This window comes from Candidatus Spongiihabitans sp., from assembly GCF_965247905.1.
GTDB lineage: Bacteria > Pseudomonadota > Gammaproteobacteria > Arenicellales > Poriferihabitantaceae > Spongiihabitans.
Genome location: NZ_OZ252047.1, coordinates 2,342,979 through 2,367,418 on the forward strand (window position 1 = coordinate 2,342,979; position 24,440 = coordinate 2,367,418).

The window sequence follows — 24,440 nt, forward strand, 5'->3', positions numbered from 1 at the left end:
CGCTAATACACCACTGTTAAATTATCTCGCTGCCCGACGCCGAGATTGAGGTATTGCTGCAAATCAATATCGGCCCAGCCATCTAAATTGATCTTTAAATCCGTATATTTTTCTAATTCATCATTAGAGACATTCGCTAACAAATAAATCTCATTATCGGCTTGGTATAGTTTGTCTTTTATTAAACATTCAATTTTGCTGTCCAGCGTTTTACAAGTCGCACAGAGCATATTCGCTAAGGTGTCCAAGGTGTTTGCTCTTGGGTTTTCAACGGCGAATAAATTTTCATTATTATTTTCTTGCTGGGCGACTTGCGGTTTTGGCGTGGTGTTAAAAACTTTATAACCAATATCCGGGCATTTTTTATCCTTAAATAACGGTTCTTGTTTTGGTGAAAATTCAGATTTTATTTTCTCGCCAGCACGGTTTAGGCGCTCAATGGTAATGCTGGAAATCACCGGCTGAAACTTATTGTCGGTGCAAAATTTATGCGCCTCGGCACTTTTAGTTTTATCAATTGGCTCATCTATTTGCACTAAGATAAACTTTCGTGCGCCGCCGTCTTTAGCATTCAGTTGCATAACTGCATCGCCGGTGGTGCCTGATCCTGCGAAGAAGTCGAGGATGGTGTCGGTTTTGTTGGCACCAATTTCTAACAGCCTACCCAACAATCCTATTGATTTTGGATGGTCAAAATACGCATCATCAAATAACGACCGCATTTCTCTTGTGCCGTTTTCGGTTCTCATTTCTGTCTCCATCCAAACAGATTTAACTTTGGTCGTTGAACGTCTGTTTTTCTCATAAACATTCCAGTTTCCATCTTTCTTCTTCTTGGCTAAAATCTGGCTTTTATCGAAATCAGACGGAATTATATTTTTATCTGCTTTAGCAACGCCCCATCTCCATACACTTTCTTTTCCTTCGCTGTTATATGGCTTTACTTCAATGCAATATTCATCACTTCTTGTGATACTAACATTGCAATAGCCATCTTTATTTTTACTTGGGTCAACGAAAAAAGGATAAAAAAGATTTGGGCGATTTCCGCTATGAAATTTGGGGTTTCTGTTTCTTAACTCCCTTGTATTATATCCCCCAAGGCTATCTTTATACTTAAACTTAACATCTTTTTGTATTTCATTAAGTTCAAAATTATCTGATTTCGAATAAACCAAAACATACTCGTTTGTAATAGCAACTTGCTTATAGTCTCTCCCTCCTGGATTTGTAATTGGAATTATTGTCGCTTCGAAATTATCCTCTCCAAAAATTTCATCGCAGATGATTCTAAGATTCGCCTGCTCGTTATCATCAATGGAAATGAAAATCACGCCGTCATCGGTGAGTAATTCGCGCGCAAGTTTCAGACGAGGATAGATAAACGACAACCATCCGCTATGGCTGCGCGTGCCATAGACATTATGCAAAAAATCGCTGGTGTTCTCGCTTAAACTAAACTCTTCTATTAACTGCGCATCCGTTTTCTTGAAATTGTCCTTATAAATAAAATTCTCGTTTTTAGTATTGTAAGGCGGGTCAATGTAAATCATCTTGATTTTATTATGGTAATTGGCTTGCAGGATTTTCAACACATCCAAATTATCCCCGCGAATAACCACATTATCGGTGTTATCAAAGTTTTTGCTTTGTGCCGTTTCCGCCTTTAACTCAACATCGCTCGCACTATCCGCCAACGCCTTAGCAATCCCCTTCCCCGCAAAAGTCAATTCATATCCCTGATTATTGCTGGTGGTATTCGCCAAATCAATCACATCATTCAGGGCTTTAACATCCAATTGATTATCGCTGTTTATCACACCCGGCAATAGGGCTTTTAGTTTTTCAACCAGCGTATTTTTGTACTCATCCAGAACCTCACTACTATCAATGATTTTTATGTTGTTTTGCTTGGCTTGGGCTTGGGTTATCATTTTTATTTACCATTTTGTAAAGACTTGGCAGCAAAAATAGTTAAACATAATTCTTCGCCATACATTTCATAAACTGGTTTTTTGCCGCTTAATTGATCGCTTTCTTTTAAAATAATACCAACACCCTCGCCTCTGCCCTCTAAAAAAGATCGCCTATTGACTAATTTATTAGCGTTGTCATCTAAAGCAATTTCAGCTAATAAACGCGCTAGAAGTTCATTCCGGGTTACCTGATTATAGAGCAGGGAATCAATCGTTAAGGTGTTGGCCAATGCGCCGGGGGAGTATATTTCCAGCCTATCGGCGAACATGAATAAACGAATTGTTGAGCCATGTTTTGAATAATCTCTATGCACGACCGCATTAACTAAGGCTTCAAAAACAGCCCTCATGCTGTATTGTGGTTTGTCTATTCTGCCAATGTCTTTGGTGGCGGATACTTTGTTGTATTTCTCTACAAATTTAAACGCATCAATAATTTGCACATCTAGCGTGCCTTTAAAATCTTTAGCATCAATTTGATAATTAGCATCTCTGGTTGTGCTATTATAATAAACCGCTTTGACAAAACTGTGATACAGGTACTCATCGGAGTGATTACTGCACATCAATACGCCGGCAACTGAGGCTCTATATTTATCATTATCTTTAACCAATAAACGGCGTTTACATAATAAATTCACTTCATCATCGCCCGTTGTTACACCGATAAAACGCTGATAAAGTTCCCTTTGCAAGGTGTCTCTATCGGTGTTTGGCACAAGTTGTTCATCAAAATTAATAATGCGTGCTTGTGAACGACTTTGCATCAACCGGGCTAATTGCTCTGGTGGCATTTCTCTTTTACTACTACCTTGACGCATAAAATAACCATTAGGGCTTTTATGCACAAATAAGCTGTGTGGCACTTCTATTTTTAAGATGTTTTTATCATCGATGAGCAGTTTTTCAGTAAAAATATTTACCTCTGGCGTGATGCTGTCTCTGCAAACTTCAATCACTGTTTTTTCATCTTCATTGAGTTGGCTGTTTTCTATGCCGACAATATCGCCATTGTCTTCAACACCCATTAATATCACGCCACCTTTGGCATTAGCAAAAGCGGTTATTTCATCAGCAAGGCTGTCTCGGCTGGATAACTGGCTTTTAAACTCAATGATGGAATCTTCGCCTAAGGCTATTTTTTCAATCAATTCACTTAAACTATCAAACATAATCACTCCTGCAAAAGAAAGTGCTCAAAAATATTCATTTTTGAACATAAAAAAACGACATATAAACTTTTTATCGGTTTGGGGTGTCATTTAATTTTATAACGGTGGGTAGAGCCCGCTCTACTTTATCCCCTCTAACAACTCACTCAACCCCTGTTTATTTATTCTGGTTTTATATTGGATATCCACTTCTGGCAGTTCTTTTTGCAAATCTTGAAAAAACACTTTGGCGTATTTAATCTTCTGTTTTTCGTCCACGGGGATGTCTCTCTCGTATTTATAACCTTTGGTTTCGACCACTAAAAATAATTGCTTGACATTTTTCCCTTCAATGAGATAGGCAAAATCAGGATTATAGGTTTTGTAAGGGGTGGGGATATTGATTTTTGGCAGTTTGGCAAAGACGGTGATCTGCTTATCACCGATGGTGGATGGGTCGCTTACAATGCTGTCCTTCTCAATGTTTGAATCATAGACTACGGTGTCGTATAAAAACTGGTCTGGTGGCGACACATCATCATCACTAAAAACCTTCCCTAAATAGGCCGGCTTGATCTCAGCAATGAGATTCTTGCTCTCGTCTTGTAATTCATTAGAGTAAATGTTGGTTTGGTTAAATTGATAACTTACATTTTTGATAATGCTGCGATGAATAATATCCTTGACCAAAGTTTTAAGTAGATCTCGTGATTTTTTTGGATCTTTGTAAAACTGGCTTAGTTTCAATTTTTTGAATAATCGTACTGCAAAAGGCAATGGCAGATTTTCATCCTTGGCAAATTTAGTGATAAATAAGTTTAGTTTTTGTCCTTGAAAATAACTAGCATTACCATCGGTTGTCTCTGATATGGCTTGAACTCGGTTTTTTTGGGTGTCATAGATTTCCTTGATTGTTTTAATTTTTACCTGACTGATTTTCACTTTATTAAATTCTTGGCTAATTTTATCAATCAACTCATCTTGTTTAATATTTTTATAGACAATCTTGGATTTTTTGTTAATCGTTTCCCACAGGTCTTTAAATTCTTTCCACTTCTTTTTTCTGACCTTGATAATTTTCGGTGGTTTATTTTTATCCGTTACCGCGTTTTGATAATTGTCAGTGAAAATTTGCTTGATTTCCTCGTATCGTTGGTCATCGTTAATAAGCAAAAAATCGGCGCGATGATTACTTAAAAAATTCAGGATGGGGCTCTGAATTTTCCCTGTTGCATTGATGATGTTGTTGTTCAACAAACCCGTGAAAATCACCGCCGCCTCAGTATCATCAAGCCCTTTTTCTTTGAGAATATCCAGCGTAATAGTATCGCCAACGACTGAAAAACTGGCTGTTTGAATTTCATTTTGGATGTTGTGTATAAAATCCTGCTCTTGCCCCGACACCACCATATCAAGAGTGTTGATATTATAAAATGCGCTGTCTTTTCCGCCACAATGCTTATAAGTTAAACGCTTGCCGGCTTGATTAACTGCAATGCGCAAGCCTCTGCCCACTTGCTGGCGACGGCTGGTATCCTTACTGGTATTAGAGAGTTTGCAGATGGTGAAAATATTCGGATTATCCCAACCTTCCTGGAGCGCCCATACGGAAAAAATAAACCGCAACGGCGTCGCAAAAGAAAGTAATTTTTCTTTTTCATTGAGAATGATATTAACGCCATCGCTTTCCTTTTTGTCGGCACTGCCCTTGTCACCAGAAAAATAACCTTCATGCACTTGTAGTTGTCCGTCTTGATAATCTTGCTCCAAATATTTTTTATATTCTTGGCTACTAGTGTTTTCATAAAATTGTTGGTGGATAGTTTTGTATTCGCATTCAAAGATTGTTTTTATCCTTGGGTTTTCTCCGCGAAAATCGTCAATGCTGGCAATAAAAAATAATGACAGCGCTTTTACTCCTTGCTCAAAAAGCGTTTGTTCTTTTTCAAAATGCAAAATGATGGTGCGCGTTATCATTTGCAAAATTTCCTCGTTGTTGAGCACATAATTACCTGTATTTGCCTCGATAATAGTTTTGTTATCCAAGAAGATTTTATCCTGATTGATTTTGACGACCCCGGCACCGCGATATTGATCCAGTCCAGTTTTCGCGCCTAAATCATCATGCAACTTGACGGTGGTTTTATGTAATTGTTCGTTAATGTTATACAGTGCATCAAAACTCTTTTTAGACTGAACATTGTGAATCGTTAAACCACTGACTTCGCTATCCGCAAAAACGGTATTGACGCCAATTCTCTTTACCAAATAATTATTAAACGCCGAGATGCTGTCTAAGGCATAAACCACATTGGACAGTTTATGCGATTCGTTCCTAGGGTAGGTAGCGCCAAACCGGATAAACAAAGAATCTAATTTATCCAAATAACCTGTTGTTTTTGTGCCTTTTAACAGATGCGGCTCATCAATAAACACCACGGGCTTTTGCTCCGACACGCCTTGCCAAATTGAGCCATATTCAAACAATCCTTCAGCGTCTCGTTTATTGATTTTATTGATGTCGGAATTAAACGCGCTGTTGGTAATAATTAAAATCGATAACCCTTTGGCATTGATGAAATTTTGCTGGATGCTGATTAAACCATCTTTTGGATAATCGATATAATTCAAGTGTCTGCCATATTCGTTGAAAAAATATTCATCAGTAAGTTTAATGTTTTGTATCACGCCTAATTTAATGGCAGTGCGCGGCAACACAATGATGAACTTGTTCTCTCCAAAGCGTTTGTTAATTTCAAAAATGGTCTTCAGGTAGGCAAAGGTTTTTCCGGTGCCTGTTTCCATCATAATATCCAATCTTGGTTCAGGAGATAAATCAGTGACTGGTATTGACTGATCTTTTTGTAAATGCCTTAGACTATTTTCCAGCGAAGAGAAATCCTCTAATTCATCACTGTTTTCCAGAATTGCGATAATGTTCGCCACACAATCCTCTTGGTATTGTTGTTTTTCAAATAGCATGAATGAATGTCCAGGTGTTGATGTTTATGGTCTCTGCTGGTTTGTTTTTCGTCATGGTTCGAATTTTTTCTTTTGTGGAGTGTAGTATAACTCCCGAATATTATTTTGAACTACCGCTGTCTTATTTCGTCAATAATTAACTAAGGATCATCAGTATGACTCAATTGGCAAAAACTTCAATGGCATTGTTCTGCGCCGTAATTTTAATTAACTTGAGTTTCGCTGATGATCATGAAATTGCCGGCGGGACATGGACGACAAAAGGTTATGCGATAAACGGCGGATGGAAAATCGTGGCGCGGGAGGATAAAAAAATTATCGTTTTTGATGAGCGCTTCAAAACCAGGAAAGGCCCCGATTTGAAAGTTTATCTTTCCCGAATAGCCATCACGGAAATAAAAGGCGAACACGTGGTTCAATCCTCGGTGGAAATCGGCCCCTTGACCTCCCACAAAGGCGCGCAGGAATATGAAATTCCGGAGCATGTTAATGTAAGCGACTTCGCCTCTTTGTTGATTCATTGCCAGGCGTATGCCCATCTGTGGGGCGGCGCGGCGCTGCTGCGGAATTTGGAATAACTACGATTCCGGCAACGCCTCTTTTACGCATTGCTGGAAGAAAATCGTGCCGGGTTCTCGTTGCCTCGACAATAGCCCGGTTTGATAAACGCCGCCCTCAAGGTTTTTTTGAACCCGGGTGCAAATACCGATATCCTCTTTCATCACCTGGCTGGAAAATTCGATCGCCTGTTTGCGTTGCTGTTTATCGATCGATGGCTTAAACCAGAACCATCGTTGCATGACTGTCGTTTGTGGATCAATCGGAATGACGCGCTCGATATTGAAACTATTCATGGAAAAATGCAGCAGCAGGCCGGGAAACTTATAAATCCAAAATCCTGAACAATCGTTTTGCGAGCTGTCTTCACTATCGTTGTCGCGGTCTTTATAAACCACCTTAAATCCAATAAATTTACCGTTTTCATAGGCTGCAATTCGGGTTTGTTTGCTTACCAACGCGGCATTGAGCGCAGGATGAATGGTCGGCAGGTGATAGCCTTCCGCAGCATTATCACTGTAGTTTTTCCAATTTATGCGGCCTTCATCGCGGCGCGTGGTTGCGAAAGTCATTTCAGAAATCGCCGGATAATTTTCCGCTATTCGCACAATATCCCCCAACCATGACTCAAGCGAGGCGCACTCCCGGTGCAAACAGGCGAATACCAAACCATTCCAGATATCGACTTGTACTGGAATTAAACTGAATTTTTCCGATGTCACCTGTTCGCCTATCTTGAACCCGGGCGCATTCTTTAATCTCCCATCCAAGTCATAACTCCAGGCATGATAGGGGCAAGTGAATTGGGTCAGCGAGCCGTTATCTTCGGCGCATATCGTTGAGGCGCGATGGCGGCATAAATTAAGAAAACCTTTCAATTCGCCTTTCAGGGTACGAACAATAATAATGAATTGGTTGGCAATGGTTGCCGTAACAAACCGACCCGGCTGTGCCACTTCAGTGCTATCGACAATGAAGGTCCAGTTTTTTTCAAAAATATTTTTTTGTTCGCTACGAAAAACCGCTTCATCGTAGTACCAATTCGCCGGCAAGGATTCCACTGTGTTTGACATTGTCCAGCCTAGTCTATTTGGTCTAGTCTGTCTGACATGATCCGCGCCATCTCGTTGCGGTAGGCGAATATTGCCGGCGTGCCGCCAGTATGAATCACAACAATTTTTCTAAATCGAGACAGCGACCCGGCTTCAATAAGTTTAATGGCGCAGGCCAGGGTCTTGCCCGAATAAACCGGATCCAACAGCAGGCCTTCGCAGGTCGCGGCCAGGTGAATGGCGCGCTTCACCAGCGCCGACATTTGGCCATAGCCCGGCGCCAACGCGCTGTCATCAGTCCAAATATCTTCATCTTGCACTACCGCCGGCAAGTGCAGCATCGCCGACAAATTCCGGCAATGGGCTTGGATGCGGGAAAATTGCAATGCCTGGTCTCTTCTTACGCAGGCACCCAGCACCGCAGCACGCGACCCATGCAAGCGCAATCCAAACAACAGCCCAGCCTGGGTCAAGCCGCTGCCCGACCCCACCACAATCAAGTCCGCAGCAAGTTTGCGCTGTGCAAATTGCTGGCACAATTCCTGCGCGGCGACCACATACCCGAGCGCACCCTTAGGCTGTTTTGTCGGCGCCAGAGGAATCACATAGGGCTTCCCGCCTTTTTGTTTTAACGCATCGGCGATGCGGTGTATGGCGCCATCCGCGCCTTGTTCATCCTCGCCGTCGGGATAGTGATGGATGGTGGCGCCGAACAAGCCGGTGAGCATTCGGTTGCCCGAATGTTGATAGTCGGCGGATCGATTATGCACGCGATCCTCCAACTGGATATGGCATTCCAATCCCAGTTTGCCGGCGGCCGCGGCGATGGTGCGCATGTAGTTGGATTGCACCGCGCCGGTGCTCAGCACCGTGTCGCAACCCTTGTCCAAGGCATCCCCAAGATAAAACTCTACCTGCCGCACCTTGTTGCCGCCAAACCCAAGACCGGTGCAATCATCGCGTTTTACATAGAGCTCGACGCCTTGATACTGCGCCGACAATCGCGGCATGTATTCCAGCGGCGTCGGGGTATGCGCCAATTCAACTCTGGGAATACCGCGTAGCACGGCGTCTAATTTACCTGCGGCTGATTTATGAGTAGAATTCATCTCAATAGTATAATAGTCGGTTGCATCCGACAATTCGATAGGCCATTCTCCAGCACAACAATATGCCACACTCTTTATACTTGCCCGAAAAAATGGGAACTGCCGTGGTGCAGCCGACTGGGGAATTCGAGGCTGGATCATACCAATCTTTCAAACTGACTTATACCGCCGGATTTTTCGGCATAGACGATACCGGGTCTATCAAAATCGTTCACCGCTTTGCCAGCGATATGGGGCGGCCGCAGTTTGATCATCCAGCGGCGGCGAATTACGTTACCGCGCAAGCGAGCAACGGCGCTGTTTTGTATATGGAATACGATATGAAACGAAATATCCGACCCTGGGACAAAACGCTTTACATTAAGGTGGTGCGAGGATTTTTACGTGCAGGCGACCAAATACTCGTGCGCTTCGGCGACCCGCGACAAGGCAGTCCCGGCATGCGAGTGCAAACTTTCTGCGAGGATTCGTTTGAATTTCGTGTGCTGGTGGATGCGATCGCCACCTACAACTATGTGCAACTCCCCAAGCAACCGCAAATTAAAATTGTGCCGGGCGACCCGGTTATCTGGAAGGCAATACAACCCACCCATCGGCAGATTGATGATGCCTTCAAGCTGTGTTTGAAGGGCGAGGACAAATGGGGCAATCCCAGCAATCTTTGCCAGCAACAATTCAAACTGAAAGCGAATTTGGCGGTTCAAGAAATCCCGGAAACCGTGACGTTCAATCAAGGAGAGTTTGGACTGGTGATTAAAGCGCTGAAATGCACCGAAGTCGGCATATTGCGATTCGAGCTTTTAAGCGCTGAGGATGAGATTGTTGCGATCTCCAATCCCATGAAAGTCACGCAACAAATTGAGTTGCGCCCTTTCTGGGGTGATTTACACGGCCAGTCCGAAGAAACCATTGGCACTAATTCCGCTCGGGACTTTCATGCCTTTGCGCGCGATTGCGCCTTTCTCGATGCGGTTGCGCATCAGGGCAACGATTTTCAAATGACCACTGAGTTTTGGAATCACTTGAATGAGCTCACCAACGAGTTCAACCGCAATGGAGAATTTATTGCCTTCCCGGGTTATGAGTGGTCGGGCAACACCGGGTTAGGGGGAGATCGCAATGTGCTTTATCTCTACGAAGGCGAAGCTATTCATCGATCCTCCCATGCCTTGGTGGATGATCTTGGTGATATCGCAAGCGATGCTAATTCCGCCGACCAATTATTCGATGCGCTAAAGCACAAGGAGTGCGTGGTTTTTGCGCATGTCGGCGGGCGCTACGCGGACATCAATCTCGCTCACGATATCCGTCTGGAACGATCCGTCGAAGTGCATTCGGCCTGGGGCACGTTCGAGTGGTTGCTGGAAGATGCATTCAAGCAAGGCTATCGGGTGGGCATCGTCTCCAATTCAGACGGACACAAGGGTCGCCCCGGTGCGAGCCATCCTGGCGCAACAAAGTTTGGCGCTTATGGCGGACTAACCTGTATGCTCGCCAGCGACCTTAGCCGAGTCGGGCTATACGATGCCTTAAGACGCCGCCATCACTATGCAACGACCGGTTGTCGCGTGGCTCTTTCCACTCAGGTTGATTTTAATCATCCGGCAAAACTCTATACGGAAGATCCCAGCCTGGGCGATGCTGAATTCATCGAATCAAGCACTGCCATGATGGGTGATATATTGGGCAGCAGCGATGGTCAAGCAAACTTCAAATTCGAGTGCCACACCTCCGCGCCCATCGAACGAATCGAAATTCGCAATGGCTTGACCACGCTTGAAACCTATCGCCCTTATGCCGAGGATGCACTTGGCAACCGCATTCGGATTATTTGGCAAGGGTCGGAATATCGCGGTCGTGGCCGGGAAACTATTTGGGATGGCAGCGCGACATTAACGGACAACGCGTTTATCAGTTTCGAGCCGATAAATCGTTATAACCTGGATAAAAGGTTTGCTCAGGTAACCGAGAATCGCATCGAGTGGGAAGCGCTAACCACTGGCGGGTTTGGCGGCATCGATGCGATGCTAAAATTCGCGCATCAAGGGGTGCTCACTATCAGCACCGAATTGGTGAAAGTCTCCATTTCAATCGATAGTATCGGACTGGACGATCTGGTCTTCAATGCGGGCGGGATAAACCGAGCAATCCGAGTTTTCCGAATGCCGGATAACAATCCTTGCCGAGAGGCGAAAATCAAGCGTCGAATCGACATAAATGCAGGACAGGATAATGCTTTATATGTCTGCATTACCCAGGAAGACGGCCATCTGATATGGTCCAGTCCAATTTACGTCATTCCAGAATAATCCCAAAATAATCATTGTATTGATGCCCAAGCCGATGGCGCCTATTCAATCCGGCTTCTATCGAAACTGTCGGCTTCTATTGAAACTAATCGGGCAATTATTTTTCCAGTTCCGCCTGCAACGCGGGCACCGCAACAAACAGGTCTTCATTCCAGCCATAGTCCGAAACCTGAAAGATGGGTGCTTCCTCATCGTTATTAATGGCAACAATGACTTTCGAATCCTTCATCCCGGCCAAGTGCTGAATCGCGCCGGAAATGCCGACTGCCAGATAAAGGTCTGGGGCCACCACTTTTCCGGTTTGTCCAACCTGATAATCGTTGGGAACAAACCCGGCGTCAACAGCCGCCCGGGATGCCCCAACCGCACCGCCAAGTTGATCGGCCAGTTTTTCGAGCAAGGGAAAGTTCTCTCCGCTTTGCATACCGCGCCCACCGGACACCACCACTCGCGCCGAGGTCAGTTCAGGTCGTTCGCTGGGGCTTAATGACTGCTCGATAAACTGCACCCAATCCGTGGCGCCGGCATCGTCGATGCGCGCAATTTCCGCGGCGCTTTCACCATCGGCGCGTGCGCCGTCGGCAAGCTCAAACGCCGTGGTGCGGATGGTCAGCATTTTCAGCGCGTCCGCAGAGCGCACTTTTGCCAACGCATTGCCGGCATAAATCGGGCGCACAAACGTATCGGCGTCGACCACTTCGCTGATGTCCGATATCGCCTGCACATCGCACAGCGCAGCAACGTAAGGAATCAGCGCCTTGCCGAAGGTGGAGGCCGGCGCCATCACATGGCTATAGCCATCGCCCTTGCCCTTGCCATCGCCCTTGCCATCACCGGTCACTATCGATTGTACCAGCGCCGCGGTGTTCTCGGTTATTTCATGGGCCTGGGTAGCGCAATCACATACCCATACTTTGCCGACCCCGGCTATTTTTGCGGCGGCGTCGGCAACACCCGCGCAGTCTTGACCAGCAACTAAAACATGCACATCGCCACCAACCTGCCCGGCCGCGGTCACGGTATTGAGCGTTGCCGGCGCCAATTCGGATTGATCGTGTTCCGCGATTACCAGAATACTCATTTAGATCACCTTCGCTTCATTTTTTAGTTTATCAACCAATTCCGCCGCACTTGAAACCATCACGCCAGCGTCCCGTGTCGGTGGTTCGGTTACTTGCAGCACCTCAATCCGGTTGCGGATATCCACGCCCAATTGTTCCGGCGTTACCCTATCGATGGGTTTCTTTTTCGCCTTCATGATATTCGGCAAGGAGGCATATCGCGGCTCGTTCAGTCTTAAGTCCGTAGTAACCACTGCCGGCGAGGTAATTTGCAGCCTTTCCAGCCCGGCGTCAATTTCCCGGGTAATCGCAAACCCGCCGTCATTCTTTTCTATTTTCGAAATATAACTGCCCAGTGGTCGTTGCATAATCGCAGCCAGCATTTGACCGGTTTGATTATTGTCGTCGTCAATCGATTGCTTGCCGAGAATAACCAAATCGGCCGACTCGTTTTCCGCCACCGCCTTGATCATTTTGGCGATGATGAGCGGCTCCAAGGTCGCCTCGGTATCGATATGAACACCGCGGTCGGCGCCCATTGCCAAGCCGGCGCGAATGGTTTCCTGGCATTTTTCGGGTCCTGCCGAGACCATAATAACCTCTTCGGCATGACCGGCTTCCTTTAGACGCAACGCCTCTTCCACCGCAATTTCGCAAAACGGGTTCATCGCCATTTTGACATTGGCGGTTTCAACACCGGTTTGATCGGGCTTGACCCTGATCCTGATGTTGGCGTCAATGACGCGCTTTACGGGTACCAGTATTTTCATTTCGTGGATTCTTCTTGACCAGGTGATAGCGAAAATGTCATGACGAAAATAGAGGGCGGATTCTACCCTACTATTTATGCCGTGAGTAGCGGATTATCAGGCGCGGAGGATTAAACCATCAACTTAAATTCAAGGCCCTGAAAATACCCTGAAAAATGCCCTGAAATGCCAGCGCAATCCTGACGAGCGCAGGCAACCATTGAGGCGGCCATTAAGGTAGAATGTGCGCTGTATTTTTAGGTTCAGGTCGATTGCCGTTATGCCAGAGAGTCCATCCACGCCATCCACGCCATCCATGCCATCCATGCTATTAGGGCCATCAGGGCCATTAGGGCAATATGTGGAAACCGCTATCCACGCGGCCGATCAAGCCCGCACCGTTACCCAGAAATGGTTTAGGGCGGACCTGAAAGTCGCCAGCAAACAAGACAAAACCCCGGTTACTATCGCTGACCGACAAACCGAACAGGTCATCAAGGATATCGTCCTGCAACGGTATCCACACCACAGTTTTTTCGGTGAGGAAACCGGTCAACAATTAAACAGCGACGAGTGGCAATGGGTCATCGATCCTATAGATGGCACCAAATGTTTCGTAACCGGCAAGCCCACTTTTGGCACCTTGATTTCCCTGCTGCATAAGCAAGTACCTGTCATAGGTATAATAGATCATCCCATTTTGGATGAAAGATGGATAGGGATTCAGGGATGCGAAACAACCCATAACGGCAAGGTTTGTTATGCACGATCCACTGATTCACTCCATAACGCAACCGTGTACACCACCTCTATGGACATGTTTGACCGGGTCAGTGGCCGCCGCGCCCACGCACTCACTAAAAGTTGTCGGTTCAGGGTGTTCGGTGGCGACTGTTACAGTTATGGATTACTGGCATCAGGATACAACGATATGGTTTGCGAGGCAGATTTAAAACCTTATGATTATTTTGCGTTGATCGCGGTGGTAACGGGTGCCGGTGGAATAATAACCGATTGGCAAGGTAATCAACTGACGTTACAATCCAATGGCGAGGTGCTGGCATCGGCAAATGAATCGTTGCACCAACAGGCCATTGCAAAACTTAACAAGTTCTAAAAAGGATTCGCTTCAGGAAACTCGGCGCTCATCGGTATTCGCAACGAACGACTAGTGCTGGCGGTTGACCGAGGTATGACAAAACAGCGCAACCAGACTGGAGTCGAGAAATTACCTCTGAGCGGGTATGCCCTAGATGAATTCAGCCACAGTGGGTTTCTGGCTGCCCACCGCCACCGCATCTTCGATTGACACTTTTTCATTGAACAGCGCCCAACCCACCACCACACCGAAAATGTTCGGCAGATTCGAGAGCATGGAAATATCATCCAGGTTGCGCACCGTGCCGCTGGAGATGACCGGGCAGCTTAGCTCAGTGCCCATTTGCGTGGTGTTGGCCATGCTGCTTTCCGGCAGTTCATCGTAGCGATCGATGTCGGTGTAAATAATAGCCGCCACGCCTGAGCGCTCGAAACGTTTTGCCAATTCCATCGCGGCGAAGGTGGAAATGTTTTTCCAGCCGTGCGAGACCACCTTGCCGTCCCTCGCGTCGATGCTGACCACGATTTTTTCCGGATACTTGACGCACACCTCTTCGACCAGTCTTTGATCAGCCACCGCGGCCGTGCCCATCACCACCCGGGATGCGCCATTGTCGATCCACCAATCCACCGAACTGGCCGAGCGTATTCCGCCGCCGACCTGCACCGGGATATTGGAATCAGCAATAATCTGTTTGATGATTTCCGAGTTTTCGCCATGGTATTCAAACACCCCGTCCAAATCGACCACATGCAACCATTGCGCGCCGCCTTGCTCGAATTTTTTTGCCGCCTCCAGCGGTTTGATTTCAAACACTTGCGGCTGCTCGATGCTGCCGTGCTTTAAAGTCACGCATTGTCCGTTATGAATTTCAATATCGGGATAAATAATCATGGGCCTGCTCTCAATTCAGTTAACGCAAAATTTGACCAATGTGTTGCCACAGCGGTGCTATAACGACCAATTATACCACAAATACGACACGCTTTGCAATTTATATGTCCGGGTTCACCACATATAAGACAAAATCAGGTGGACGGAAGTGAGGCTTCAGCCTCGCCAAGCCAGTGCAGATTACGGGACTGCAGTCATATGATTGGATACGCAGGCTTTATTTTTATCCTCTTATTCGTCTCATTTGTGTCTGAGCTCGGACATTTATACGGCATTGGAAGGACTAATCCGCCCCGGCTAACATCCGATGCCTAAAATCTTCTTCATGGTCTCGCCGAACTCAGCCGGCGACGGCACGATGTCAATGCCACATTCTGTGAGGACAGCCACTTTTTCTGCCGCGCTTTCGCCCGAAGTGCTGACAATCGCTCCAGCGTGTCCCATTCTGCGGCCTTTTGGCGCGGTCAATCCAGCAATGTAAGCCACCACCGGTTTGGACATATCCGCCTTGAAATATTCCGCGGCTTCAATTTCCTGCGGCCCGCCAATTTCGCCGATCATGATAACTGCATCGGTCTCGGGGTCCGCTTCAAATCGAATCAAATGATCCTTGAATGAACTGCCATTAATGGTATCGCCGCCGATGCCTACACTGGTGGAAACCCCTATCCCAGCCGATTTAAGCTGCGAAGCCGCTTCATAGCCCAACGTGCCGGAGCGGCCTATGATTCCAACTCGGCCTTGCAGGTAAATATGTCCGGGCATAATCCCCAGCATCGCCTTGCCCGGACTGATGGTTCCGGCGCAATTCGGCCCGGCCAGGCACATGCGCTGCTCTTTCAAGAAACGCCGCATATAGCGCTTTACTCGCAACATATCCTGCGCGGGAATGCCGTCGGTGATGGCGACGCAGTATCTTAAACCTGCTTCTGCGGCTTCCATTATGCTATCGGCCGCAAACGCGGGCGGAACGAACACGATACTGGCTTCGGCGCCGGTTTCGTTGACCGCTTCTTTCACCGAGTTAAATACCGGTTTGCCAAGATGGGTTTCCCCGCCCTTTCCCGGGGTCACCCCGCCGACGACATGGCTGCCATAATCGATCATTTCCTGGGCATGGAACGATCCCATTTGCCCGGTGAATCCCTGAATCAGGATTTTGGTTTTTTCATCAATTAAAATCGCCATGGTTATTTTTTGCCCCTAAAACCAATCATGGAATTAACCACGGAATTAACCGCCACTTCGGCCGCCTGGTCCAAGGTGTCCGCGACCAGCATTCCAAGATCGGAATGATTGATTATCTCCTGCCCTAAGGCCGCATTGGTGCCAGACAATCGCACCACCACCGGCACTTCAGGCTTTAGTTTCCGCACTGCCTGAACAACCCCCTCGGCAACCCAGTCGCAGCGATTGATGCCGGCAAAAATATTCACCAATATGACCTCCACTTTTTTGTCCGACAACACCAATCGAAATGCCTTGGCCACTCGCTCCGCAGAAGCGCCGCCGCCAATATCGAGAAAATTTGCGGGCTCGCCGCCTTTCATCTTGATAATATCCATGGTCGCCATGGCAAGTCCCGCGCCATTGACTATGCAACCAATATTGCCGTCCAAGCCGACGTAACTCAATCCGCGATCGGCCGCTTCCATTTCCCTGGGGTCCTCCTGCGACTTATCGCGATACTCAGAAATATTCGAGCGCCGGAACAAGGCGTTGTCGTCAAATGACATCTTGGCATCCAGGGCAACCACAACATCCGCTTGAGTGATGGCAAGCGGATTGATTTCCAGCATGGTGGCGTCAAGATCACGAAACGCTCTATACGCGCTCAAAAATACATTGGTCGCCTGCTGAACCTGCGGCCCCTCAAGCCCTAACTGAAAAGCCAGTTGCCGCGCCTGGAATGGCTGCATACCCACCGCCAGTTCCACATTGATTCTGATTAATGACTCAGGGTTTTTACTCGACACTTGTTCGATATCCACACCCCCCTGCGAGGAACCCACCGCGACAATGCACTCGTGGCTGCGATCAAGCGCCAGCCCAAAATACAATTCACTTTTGATATCGGCGGCCGGCTCAATATATAAGCGGTACACGATCTTGCCGGCGGCGCCGGTTTGATCGGTCACCAACTTTCGGCCGAGCAGGAATTCCGCGGCATCCCATACATCCTGAGTGTTGCTGCAAAATTTTATGCCGCCGGCCTTGCCGCGGGCGCCGGAATGAATTTGCGCCTTAACCACCCATTTTTCACCGCCGATTTCATTGGCGCGATAGACCGCTTGTTCCGGACTATAAGCCAATCCGCCAGCCGGTATCGGCACCCCAAACTCTTTGAGCAATTGTTTGGCTTGGTATTCGTGAACTTCCACTGATGGCTCCGATTGCGCGAATTGACGAAAGCAGCCGATTAGTTTTTATCGATGAGTTCGGCTTGCTTGACGATATTTTCCGCCATGCGCGCCGAAGCGGCATCAATCATTTTTCCATCCAGCGCCGCTGCGCCCTGGCCTGCTTGCTCCGCTTCATCCAAAGCCGCCAGCACACGTTTGGCATGCTCGACCTGTTGCGGCGGCGGCGACATGACCTGATTCGCCAATTCGATTTGCGCGGGATGAATCGCCCACTTGCCCTCAAAGCCCATGGCCGCAACCCGCTTGGCCGCGGCAATGAACCCGTCCGCGTCCTTGAAGTCGCCAAAGGGGCCATCAATGGCGCGTAATCCGTAGGCGCGGCAGGCGACCAGCATACGCTGCAAACTGCCATGCCACTGGTCGCCGGGATAATCGGGATTCAGCCCGCCAATAACCACGGTGCGCGCACGGCAACTGGCGGCATAATCGGCCACGCCAAAATGCAGCGCCTCCAGTCGCTGGCTGCTCTGCGCGATGGCCTCGACATTGGCCATGCCCAACGCGGTTTCAATTAACGCTTCCAGGCCGATGCGGTGTTTAATACCCATGGCGGTTTCAATCTGCGTGACCAAGCAGTCAACGGTATAAATATCCGCCGCGGTGCCGGCCTTGGGAATCAAAATAGTGTCCAGTTTATGCCCCGCCTGCTCGACGATATCCACCACATCGCGATACATATAATGGGTGTCCAGGCCGTTGATGCGCACCGAGACGGTTTTGCCCTTGCCGCGCCAATCGATGTCATTCAGGGCTTCAATGATGTTTTTTCGCGCCTGTTCCTTGCCCTCCGGCGCCACCGCATCTTCGCAATCCAGGAACACAAAATCCGCAGCACTGTTGGCTGCTTTTTCAAACATCTCGGGATTCGAGCCCGGAACCGCTAATTCGCTCCTCTGCAATCGGGTTCGGGCGGGAATGACTTGGCGGAAACTCATGGTTGTCGGGTCGGGGTTAAGGTTTGGATAATTGATCGCGGATGACAAATTCCATTGCAATTTATAATACCCGCCCCATCATCGCTTTGCAATTATATACGGACGCGATGACGCGCAATGATTAGCCAGCATGGAAACCGCGGCGGCGGGCATCCGTTGATTGTGTCGAGCGCTGCTTTCGAACCCTTGGCCCAAAATTATACAATTATGAGGCACATGCTAAAAAGTTTGCTGTAACCGATTTCGTCTTGAGTGGTGAATTAAGTATTGTGCCCCGGATCCTATTTCAGTTACCGTCTCTGTCTCACTTCAAAAGAGAACTGCACCGACACAGAGGGTCATTGGATGCCCGCCTACACCTACTGCAAGGCTCATAGAAAAGCCGTTCTTGCACCTGAACCCTAGGGGGGTCGTGCCGCTTGTCAAAATAGTATGGGTCGTAGCTATAGAGCAATTCTCCTGGAATCAGGCTATTGTCTTCACGATTTGTTATATTGGATCGAAATACGATTGATCCCGCTTCATTCTCAATCACACCCTCCGAAACATTCACTGACTCCTCGGCACCCTCTTCCAGTAAATCCCCAGTAGTGGTAGGAAAGGACAGTCCGAATTCAAGGTTGTGCACTTCTTCCTCCGCAAGCGATTGCTTGTTTAGCGAACGGGCTTGGGCTTTTAAAATCAGATTGTCATCCACGCTGATATCAAGCTCCAGCCTTTCGTGGAATGGTTTAGCCTCTGAGTCAACTTCTACGATCAGGTTCACCAATGGATGCCTACGGTCGTTTGGCAAAACCTTCATTCCAGGACGTATGGGCGCGCACAACTGGAATTTCGCGAAACCATCTCGTGGATCACAACAGTAAAGATGGAATTTATCCGACTCAACTTCTCCTTCGCTTGGCATTAGCGTAGTTGCTTGGACCAATGGCATATATGAGTTCCGCGCCAGCAATAGCTCTACATTCTTTGCTAAACGCAATCTAGCACCGTCGTGTGCAATCCAGGCAGCACCTTCAGCTATCAATGTCCCGTTACGTTCGGGCATCTGCACCCGCTGCGGTCCAAACCATTCGTGAAGGCGAGCTTTGATGGTTGGCATATTAGTCATTCCACCAGTAGCCAAACACAGGGCAATCTGGGCGTGTGATATACCTGCCGCCTCTAGCAACTTGTCGATTCTTGAAAACCCTTTATCTAGCAGCGATTTGGTCATGTCTTCCAATGCATCGCGGTTCAGCGAATAACTAAGAGCCTTGTCTGATACAGACTGGAAAAATCCTCTAACATACAGTTCAATGTTACCACGTGAGGAGAGGTCTATCTTAGCTCGCTCACAGTACTGTCTCATACGTATCTTCGCATCCGGTTGATATTGCACCGTTTTATCAAGATTCCGTGCTTTCAGAACACGTCGAACAATCTCGTTCTGTATTGCATCATCGAAAACATCACCACCTACATCTTCGGTTCCGTCGTTGGCCAGTTGAACGAGCATTCCGTTGACCAAGCGGCAAATTGTTAGGTCAAGCGTTCCACCACCCCAATCGAATACCAGCATGAGCTTTCGATCATAACGTCGAAGCATCGTAGCCATATCATCCTGAGACTTAAAGAATCCATAGAGTGCTGCCAGTGGCTCATGGACAAACTGCACAATGCTTATCCCGGCCAGCCGGAAGGCATCGCGTAGCAGCACTCTTCGATATCCCTCCATGTCAACTGGTATGGTTACGATTGCTCGATCAATCTTTCCCAGTTCCTTACCACGACGACCTACACGCACCTGCTGCGATATGTAAGTCAATACGTCGGAGACAATATCCACGGGATTGCGCTCGACACCATCAATAAACACATTTTCTCGGCCAAGCAGAAGCTTTGGGGAGTACACAATGTTACCCTTCACCCCGAGGCCCGCTTCACCTAAACGTTCCTTGGCATCTCGCCCAACAATTTTTTTTGCTCCCTCGTAACAGACAACAGATGGAAAAGGCAGCCCCTCCTTATCAAGGAAATTGATTGCACGACCACCCCTGATACTTGAAACAAGGCTATTGGTTGTTCCGAAGTCAAACCCCACTACAGAATTATTACCCATCAGAACCAAACTCCTTCATTTCTTTCTTTAAACCGTCAAAGACGCGTTCCACATGATCCTCCACCACACGTATCTTTGGTGGATTACTTCTTAATGCATGCAGACCCTCATCTAGTAAACTAACTTCTGCTTTCAGACGTCTGAGAATACGCGATCGTAAATACTCCAAGTCATCGTTTAGGTGTACGCGCGTGTTTTCATGGGCTTGCTTTTCCATTTCTAGCGTTTTGCGGAGCTCGGATATTTCCTGCTCAAGATGCTTGCCATCTTGCTTTGATTCCTTGTAAAGCATCTCTAGTGACCGAAGCTGATCTACTGCTGATTCAGCATTCCTTTTAGCAAAGTCTGCATTCTGCATCTGTTGGTCAACTTGCCGTTTGAAGCCCAAGCATGCGATACCCACACCAGATAAGTCGCGAATGTCGGTGAGTATTTGTAGGCGCACAGTCTCATCTGTGGCAGTCAAGGTTTGTGGTTGCCATAATGCCGCAAAAAGATGCTGAGTGAGTTTTTCTGAAGACAGTCCTCGGGTTTCAGAAAACCAAACGGCCAGCAAGTAGCAAGCGTTTACACGCAACATCTCATAATCCTTGGGTTTGAGAGGTTTCTCCCTGGGGAGGTCCGGAAGTTTGGAATAATCAGTTGCGACCAGCGCAGTTAGTGCCCTTCTCGGCTCGGTGGCATGCTCAATGTTATTGAGAACTCCTTCGAGTTCAGGAATCGAGAAGGCGGGGTGCATATTCAGCACATCCTCGATGAAGCCGCGTACCGTGCTTTTTAGAGTTGAATAAACAGTACTTTTTCGCACAGACAATAGAATTTGGCGTGGAACTGCCAGCAATATGTCCTCTTTGGCGATGGCCAATAGGCGTGTCCGCGATTCTGCATCCAACCTGGCTCTTTTGCATATTGCTTTTTCTACCTTCGGCTGGAGCGAGAGCCGCTGCCCTTTTCGTGAGTACGCATAGGCGAGAAATTCGGCAAGGTCGTTGATATCCTTTTGCGGTTTTTTGTTGGATCCAGCTGGAGACTTGCTTGATTGGGGTATTTCACCCTTTGCCAATTCATCCACGTCGATTGAATCAATACCGGCGTTCTTTGTCCCCCGATTAGCACGTTCGTTAATTGCTTTACTCGTATCCGGACTATTTTCTGGATGTGTTAATTCAGGCATAAGGTTGTTTCTCATCTGTTAATCGGTGAAGTAGATTTTCGGCCCACAATCCGAACACGGGGCTGTTTCTTAGCTCTCGCGCATGGTTCTTCGCCTCGGTCACACTTCTCTGATTCGCGTATAGCTCGGCCAGCAGTACACGAAGCTTTGTTCGGTCAAATGCAAGGATATCCTGGTGAATTAAAGATTCAATATCCTGCAATTGGGGAACCAAGGCCTTCGGGTCAGCCACGCACCATTTGATAAGTCTTTCAGACTCGAAATCGGTGAGCAGTTCCTCAATACGGGAGTCGGATGTGCGGGATAGAAATCTGTTAGCCCCAATCGTGTCTCCAGCTATCCATCGTTCAAAGCGACCAGACGCTATACCGACTCGTGATTTTCCAGCCAAGTCGATACTTTCGTTGAACTGGTTGAAGTGAAAGGCAATCAGGGCTCTAATTACACGTACCAAAGGCCGATCAAAATCCTTCAGCGCATCCTCTGCACGGGCAAACTTTTCGCGATACTTTTCGAATGGCAATGAAGAATCCGCCGAACGCTCTTTGGCCAGCACACCGTAGAAATACTCACATATTCCATTACAGTACCCTATAGCAGTTGGGAAAGTCTCGGTCGCTCTAATGAAGTCCTCTACAGCGCGCATATCGAGTCGGCGGCTTCGTGCCACATCAAGGAAACAATGTTCTATCCCTGCAAGGTCTTCCTCGCTGGCAATTTCAAAGCGAAGCACAAATTCAGCAGAAATCCCCTCGTTTGTAAGTCTGACTGTCACGGTATCGTTTGTCTCCGAAGACAGCTTTTCACCAATGGCAGACGGACTCAGCGGTACTCCGTTGATCTCCACATGCTTACAACGACTTGTTTGTACGTCGCCCTTCTTGAGGGGCTTCGTGATCCGCACTGGGTTAGTGCCTGCCTCAATACCCCGTAAGAATAATATTGGCCTGGAATATGGGTGGCTCTCAAATCGGTGTGTACGCAGTTCATTGACAGAAGCAAAGGTCTCCTCACAATGTTTGCATTGATAAACTGGAGGAATGTATTCGGGCACATAACCCTCTAATCCGACTGGCTCATGAAATTCCATGTAGCCTGTATGCCAAAACCCCATCTTTAATCTCTATATAAACTTGTATACTTTACCCTATTGTACCACTTGCAGTTATTGTCACGGAAGCGATTGTACGAAAGGGTGCAATATGCAATATCATGAACACCTACCGGTACTCTGGGACCCTGTTTCTGAAAGAGGGAATGGCGGCATTCTTGGAATGAGTGAATAATTCCGCCACGACATGGACTACTTTTCTTACATTAAAGATACCAATGCGCTTCTGGAAAAACTTGCGACTGAAAACTCCTGGCAATGATCTTGGTAATGCCTTTGTCAATGCTATTTCGTTTGCCGAGGTTCCGCTGACACTTTCTCGCTGTCGGGATAGACACTCATACCAGGCACTACGCCATCCGACAGTTGTCGCTAAATTTTCCTAACATTTAACTCGTGATAATAGGGATTGTTCGCATCGAAATTTGCCAGCGTTGAGCTGAACATGTTGCGGGCATAGGTGGCACTGGCGATCAAGGCATCCACATAAATGCCATCGCGATTATCGAGCAATGCAACAATCAAAGGGGCGACCTTGCCGACACCAAAATCCACTCTACCCACTCGGTATGCGCCGTGGTGGCGATAAAACCCGGATAGAACTGGTCGAACGCGGTTAATTTATTTTCGGCGGCGGATGGGACAATCCTGGAATGGGATTCGGTCGAATCGATTACCCAATCAGATGCCCGGGATTTATTCGGCTACTGCCGGCCAGTCACTACCGAGGCCAGCCCTTAATCGAAACCTGCTCATCGGCGATGGTTTTATTCAACAAGCAGACACAAGCGTAAATGGATTTCAAGGCCGGCACATCGGTAGCGGTCATTTCCGCCAGTTCGATGACCGCGCCCAACATGCCGTCGATCTCCAGGGGTTTGCCGGCTTCCACATCCTGAAGCATGGAGGTCTTATGCTTGCCGACTTTTTCGGCCCCCTCTATACGGCGCTCCAGAGTCACGCGGAAACTTGCCCCGAGTTTTTCGGCGACAATTTGGGCCTCGCGCATCATGGTCGCCGCCAGTTCTCTGGTCAACGAATACTGACAAATGGCTTCCAGTGTTGCATGAGTGACGGCGCTGATTGGATTAAAGGACAGGTTGCCCCATAGTTTTAACCAAATCTCCGAGCGGATATCAGGCAGCACTGGCGACTTGAATCCGGCGTCTATGAACATTTCGCTGACCCGATTAACGCGAACGGAATCAGCGCCATCCAACTCGCCAACGGGAAAACGCACCCCTTCAATATGCCGAATCACGCCGGGTTCGGCGATCACCATCGCCGGGTAGGCAATGCAACCCAGAATCCGGCGCGCATCAATCGCGCTTTTCAGCACACCGCCCGGATCAACGGTTTCCACTATCCGATTAGCATATTTCCGATCCATGTTTTGGTTCAGGTTTTGAAAATACCACCATGGAATTCCATTCTGCACGGTCACCATTACCGTATCTTCGCCGAAAAGATGCGGCAGTTGGTCAACAATAGCGGCAATTTGGTGGGCTTTTAACGCCATGATGACAACATCCTGAGCATTCAATTCTGATATGTCGCTGGTGGCAACCACATTGTCGGCAACCCGTTCTTCGCCATCCTGAATCAGTTTAAGTCCGTTCGACTGGATTGCCGCTAAGTGCGGCCCGCGGGCGATCAGGGATACGGCGTGTCCGGCATGGGCGAGACGAACGCCCAAAAAACCGCCAATCGCACCGGCGCCAACAACGCATATTTTCATTTTTTATCCCTCCCCATA

The 24,440-nt window shown here is 47.8% G+C and carries 20 protein-coding genes; 3 read left to right on the forward strand and 17 right to left on the reverse strand.

The window, feature by feature from the left end:
* Positions 1 to 2: 2 nt before the first annotated feature.
* The 3 genes from ACP158_RS12205 to ACP158_RS12215 all read right to left on the reverse strand — a co-directional run bounded on the left by ACP158_RS12205 (position 3) and on the right by ACP158_RS12215 (position 6,073).
* Positions 3 to 1,934 carry a site-specific DNA-methyltransferase gene (locus ACP158_RS12205; RefSeq protein ID WP_424946394.1) on the reverse strand — a complete coding sequence of 644 codons (1,932 nt, stop codon included), beginning with the start codon at positions 1,932 to 1,934 and terminating at the stop codon, positions 3 to 5.
* A 2-nt stretch (positions 1,935 to 1,936) separates the two neighbouring features.
* Entirely contained in the window at positions 1,937 to 3,148 is a 1,212-nt protein-coding gene (locus ACP158_RS12210) for an RNA-binding domain-containing protein (RefSeq protein ID WP_424946395.1), read from the reverse strand.
* A 120-nt stretch (positions 3,149 to 3,268) separates the two neighbouring features.
* Positions 3,269 to 6,073 carry a DEAD/DEAH box helicase family protein gene (locus ACP158_RS12215; protein ID WP_424946396.1) on the reverse strand — a complete coding sequence of 935 codons (2,805 nt, stop codon included), beginning with the start codon at positions 6,071 to 6,073 and terminating at the stop codon, positions 3,269 to 3,271.
* Positions 6,074 to 6,264: 191 nt separating this feature from the next.
* Here ACP158_RS12215 and ACP158_RS12220 point away from each other — a divergent pair, with 191 nt between their 5' ends.
* Positions 6,265 to 6,687, forward strand: coding sequence for a DM13 domain-containing protein (locus tag ACP158_RS12220; RefSeq protein ID WP_424946397.1), 423 nt, complete (start codon positions 6,265 to 6,267; stop codon positions 6,685 to 6,687).
* Here the strand turns inward: ACP158_RS12220 and ACP158_RS12225 are convergent, their stop codons facing one another.
* Positions 6,688 to 7,740: an aromatic ring-hydroxylating oxygenase subunit alpha gene (locus ACP158_RS12225; RefSeq protein WP_424946398.1), complete on the reverse strand. Its 1,053-nt coding sequence runs from the start codon at positions 7,738 to 7,740 to the stop codon at positions 6,688 to 6,690.
* An 8-nt stretch (positions 7,741 to 7,748) separates the two neighbouring features.
* Positions 7,749 to 8,828 (reverse strand): D-cysteine desulfhydrase family protein, encoded by a 1,080-nt coding sequence (locus tag ACP158_RS12230; protein WP_424946399.1) that lies wholly within the window; start codon positions 8,826 to 8,828, stop codon positions 7,749 to 7,751.
* A 62-nt stretch (positions 8,829 to 8,890) separates the two neighbouring features.
* Between ACP158_RS12230 and ACP158_RS12235 the strand changes: the two genes are divergently transcribed.
* Positions 8,891 to 11,137 (forward strand): DUF3604 domain-containing protein, encoded by a 2,247-nt coding sequence (locus ACP158_RS12235; RefSeq protein ID WP_424946400.1) that lies wholly within the window; start codon positions 8,891 to 8,893, stop codon positions 11,135 to 11,137.
* Between the two features lie 97 nt (positions 11,138 to 11,234).
* On the opposite strand, the gene ACP158_RS12240 is transcribed toward ACP158_RS12235, so the two are convergent.
* The 3 genes from ACP158_RS12240 to ACP158_RS12250 form a co-directional block, all read right to left on the reverse strand.
* A complete protein-coding gene (locus ACP158_RS12240; protein ID WP_424946401.1) occupies positions 11,235 to 12,218 on the reverse strand; it encodes an electron transfer flavoprotein subunit alpha/FixB family protein in 984 nt (327 codons plus the stop codon).
* Positions 12,219 to 12,968: an electron transfer flavoprotein subunit beta/FixA family protein gene (locus tag ACP158_RS12245; protein WP_424946402.1), complete on the reverse strand. Its 750-nt coding sequence runs from the start codon at positions 12,966 to 12,968 to the stop codon at positions 12,219 to 12,221.
* 129 nt (positions 12,969 to 13,097) lie between these two features.
* A complete protein-coding gene (locus ACP158_RS12250) occupies positions 13,098 to 13,274 on the reverse strand; it encodes a hypothetical protein (RefSeq protein ID WP_424946403.1) in 177 nt (58 codons plus the stop codon).
* A 34-nt stretch (positions 13,275 to 13,308) separates the two neighbouring features.
* Here ACP158_RS12250 and ACP158_RS12255 point away from each other — a divergent pair, with 34 nt between their 5' ends.
* Complete coding sequence (locus ACP158_RS12255) at positions 13,309 to 14,064, forward strand: inositol monophosphatase family protein (protein WP_424946404.1); 756 nt, start codon at positions 13,309 to 13,311, stop codon at positions 14,062 to 14,064.
* Between the two features lie 132 nt (positions 14,065 to 14,196).
* Here the strand turns inward: ACP158_RS12255 and ACP158_RS12260 are convergent, their stop codons facing one another.
* The 9 genes from ACP158_RS12260 to ACP158_RS12300 all read right to left on the reverse strand — a co-directional run bounded on the left by ACP158_RS12260 (position 14,197) and on the right by ACP158_RS12300 (position 24,422).
* Entirely contained in the window at positions 14,197 to 14,940 is a 744-nt protein-coding gene (locus tag ACP158_RS12260) for a HisA/HisF-related TIM barrel protein (RefSeq protein ID WP_424946405.1), read from the reverse strand.
* 297 nt (positions 14,941 to 15,237) lie between these two features.
* Positions 15,238 to 16,128 (reverse strand): succinate--CoA ligase subunit alpha, encoded by an 891-nt coding sequence (gene sucD / locus ACP158_RS12265; protein ID WP_424946406.1) that lies wholly within the window; start codon positions 16,126 to 16,128, stop codon positions 15,238 to 15,240.
* A 2-nt stretch (positions 16,129 to 16,130) separates the two neighbouring features.
* On the reverse strand, positions 16,131 to 17,321 hold the full coding sequence (locus ACP158_RS12270) for a malate--CoA ligase subunit beta (RefSeq protein WP_424946407.1): 1,191 nt from the start codon (positions 17,319 to 17,321) through the stop codon (positions 16,131 to 16,133).
* Positions 17,322 to 17,359: 38 nt separating this feature from the next.
* On the reverse strand, positions 17,360 to 18,298 hold the full coding sequence (locus tag ACP158_RS12275; RefSeq protein ID WP_424946408.1) for an HpcH/HpaI aldolase/citrate lyase family protein: 939 nt from the start codon (positions 18,296 to 18,298) through the stop codon (positions 17,360 to 17,362).
* Between the two features lie 304 nt (positions 18,299 to 18,602).
* Positions 18,603 to 20,399, reverse strand: coding sequence for an Hsp70 family protein (locus ACP158_RS12280; protein WP_424946409.1), 1,797 nt, complete (start codon positions 20,397 to 20,399; stop codon positions 18,603 to 18,605).
* Positions 20,392 to 21,573, reverse strand: a complete 1,182-nt coding sequence (locus tag ACP158_RS12285) for a hypothetical protein (RefSeq protein WP_424946410.1) — start codon at positions 21,571 to 21,573, stop codon at positions 20,392 to 20,394. Before ACP158_RS12285 ends, ACP158_RS12280 begins: the two co-directional genes overlap by 8 nt.
* The gene (locus ACP158_RS12290) at positions 21,566 to 22,687 is read right to left on the reverse strand and encodes a C2H2-type zinc finger protein (RefSeq protein ID WP_424946411.1); all 1,122 of its coding nucleotides are present in this window, start codon (positions 22,685 to 22,687) and stop codon (positions 21,566 to 21,568) included. Before ACP158_RS12290 ends, ACP158_RS12285 begins: the two co-directional genes overlap by 8 nt.
* A 369-nt stretch (positions 22,688 to 23,056) precedes the next feature.
* A complete protein-coding gene (locus ACP158_RS12295) occupies positions 23,057 to 23,248 on the reverse strand; it encodes an isocitrate dehydrogenase kinase/phosphatase AceK regulatory subunit (RefSeq protein WP_424946412.1) in 192 nt (63 codons plus the stop codon).
* A 157-nt stretch (positions 23,249 to 23,405) separates the two neighbouring features.
* Positions 23,406 to 24,422, reverse strand: a complete 1,017-nt coding sequence (locus ACP158_RS12300) for a 2-dehydropantoate 2-reductase (protein WP_424946413.1) — start codon at positions 24,420 to 24,422, stop codon at positions 23,406 to 23,408.
* Positions 24,423 to 24,440: the final 18 nt, after the last annotated feature.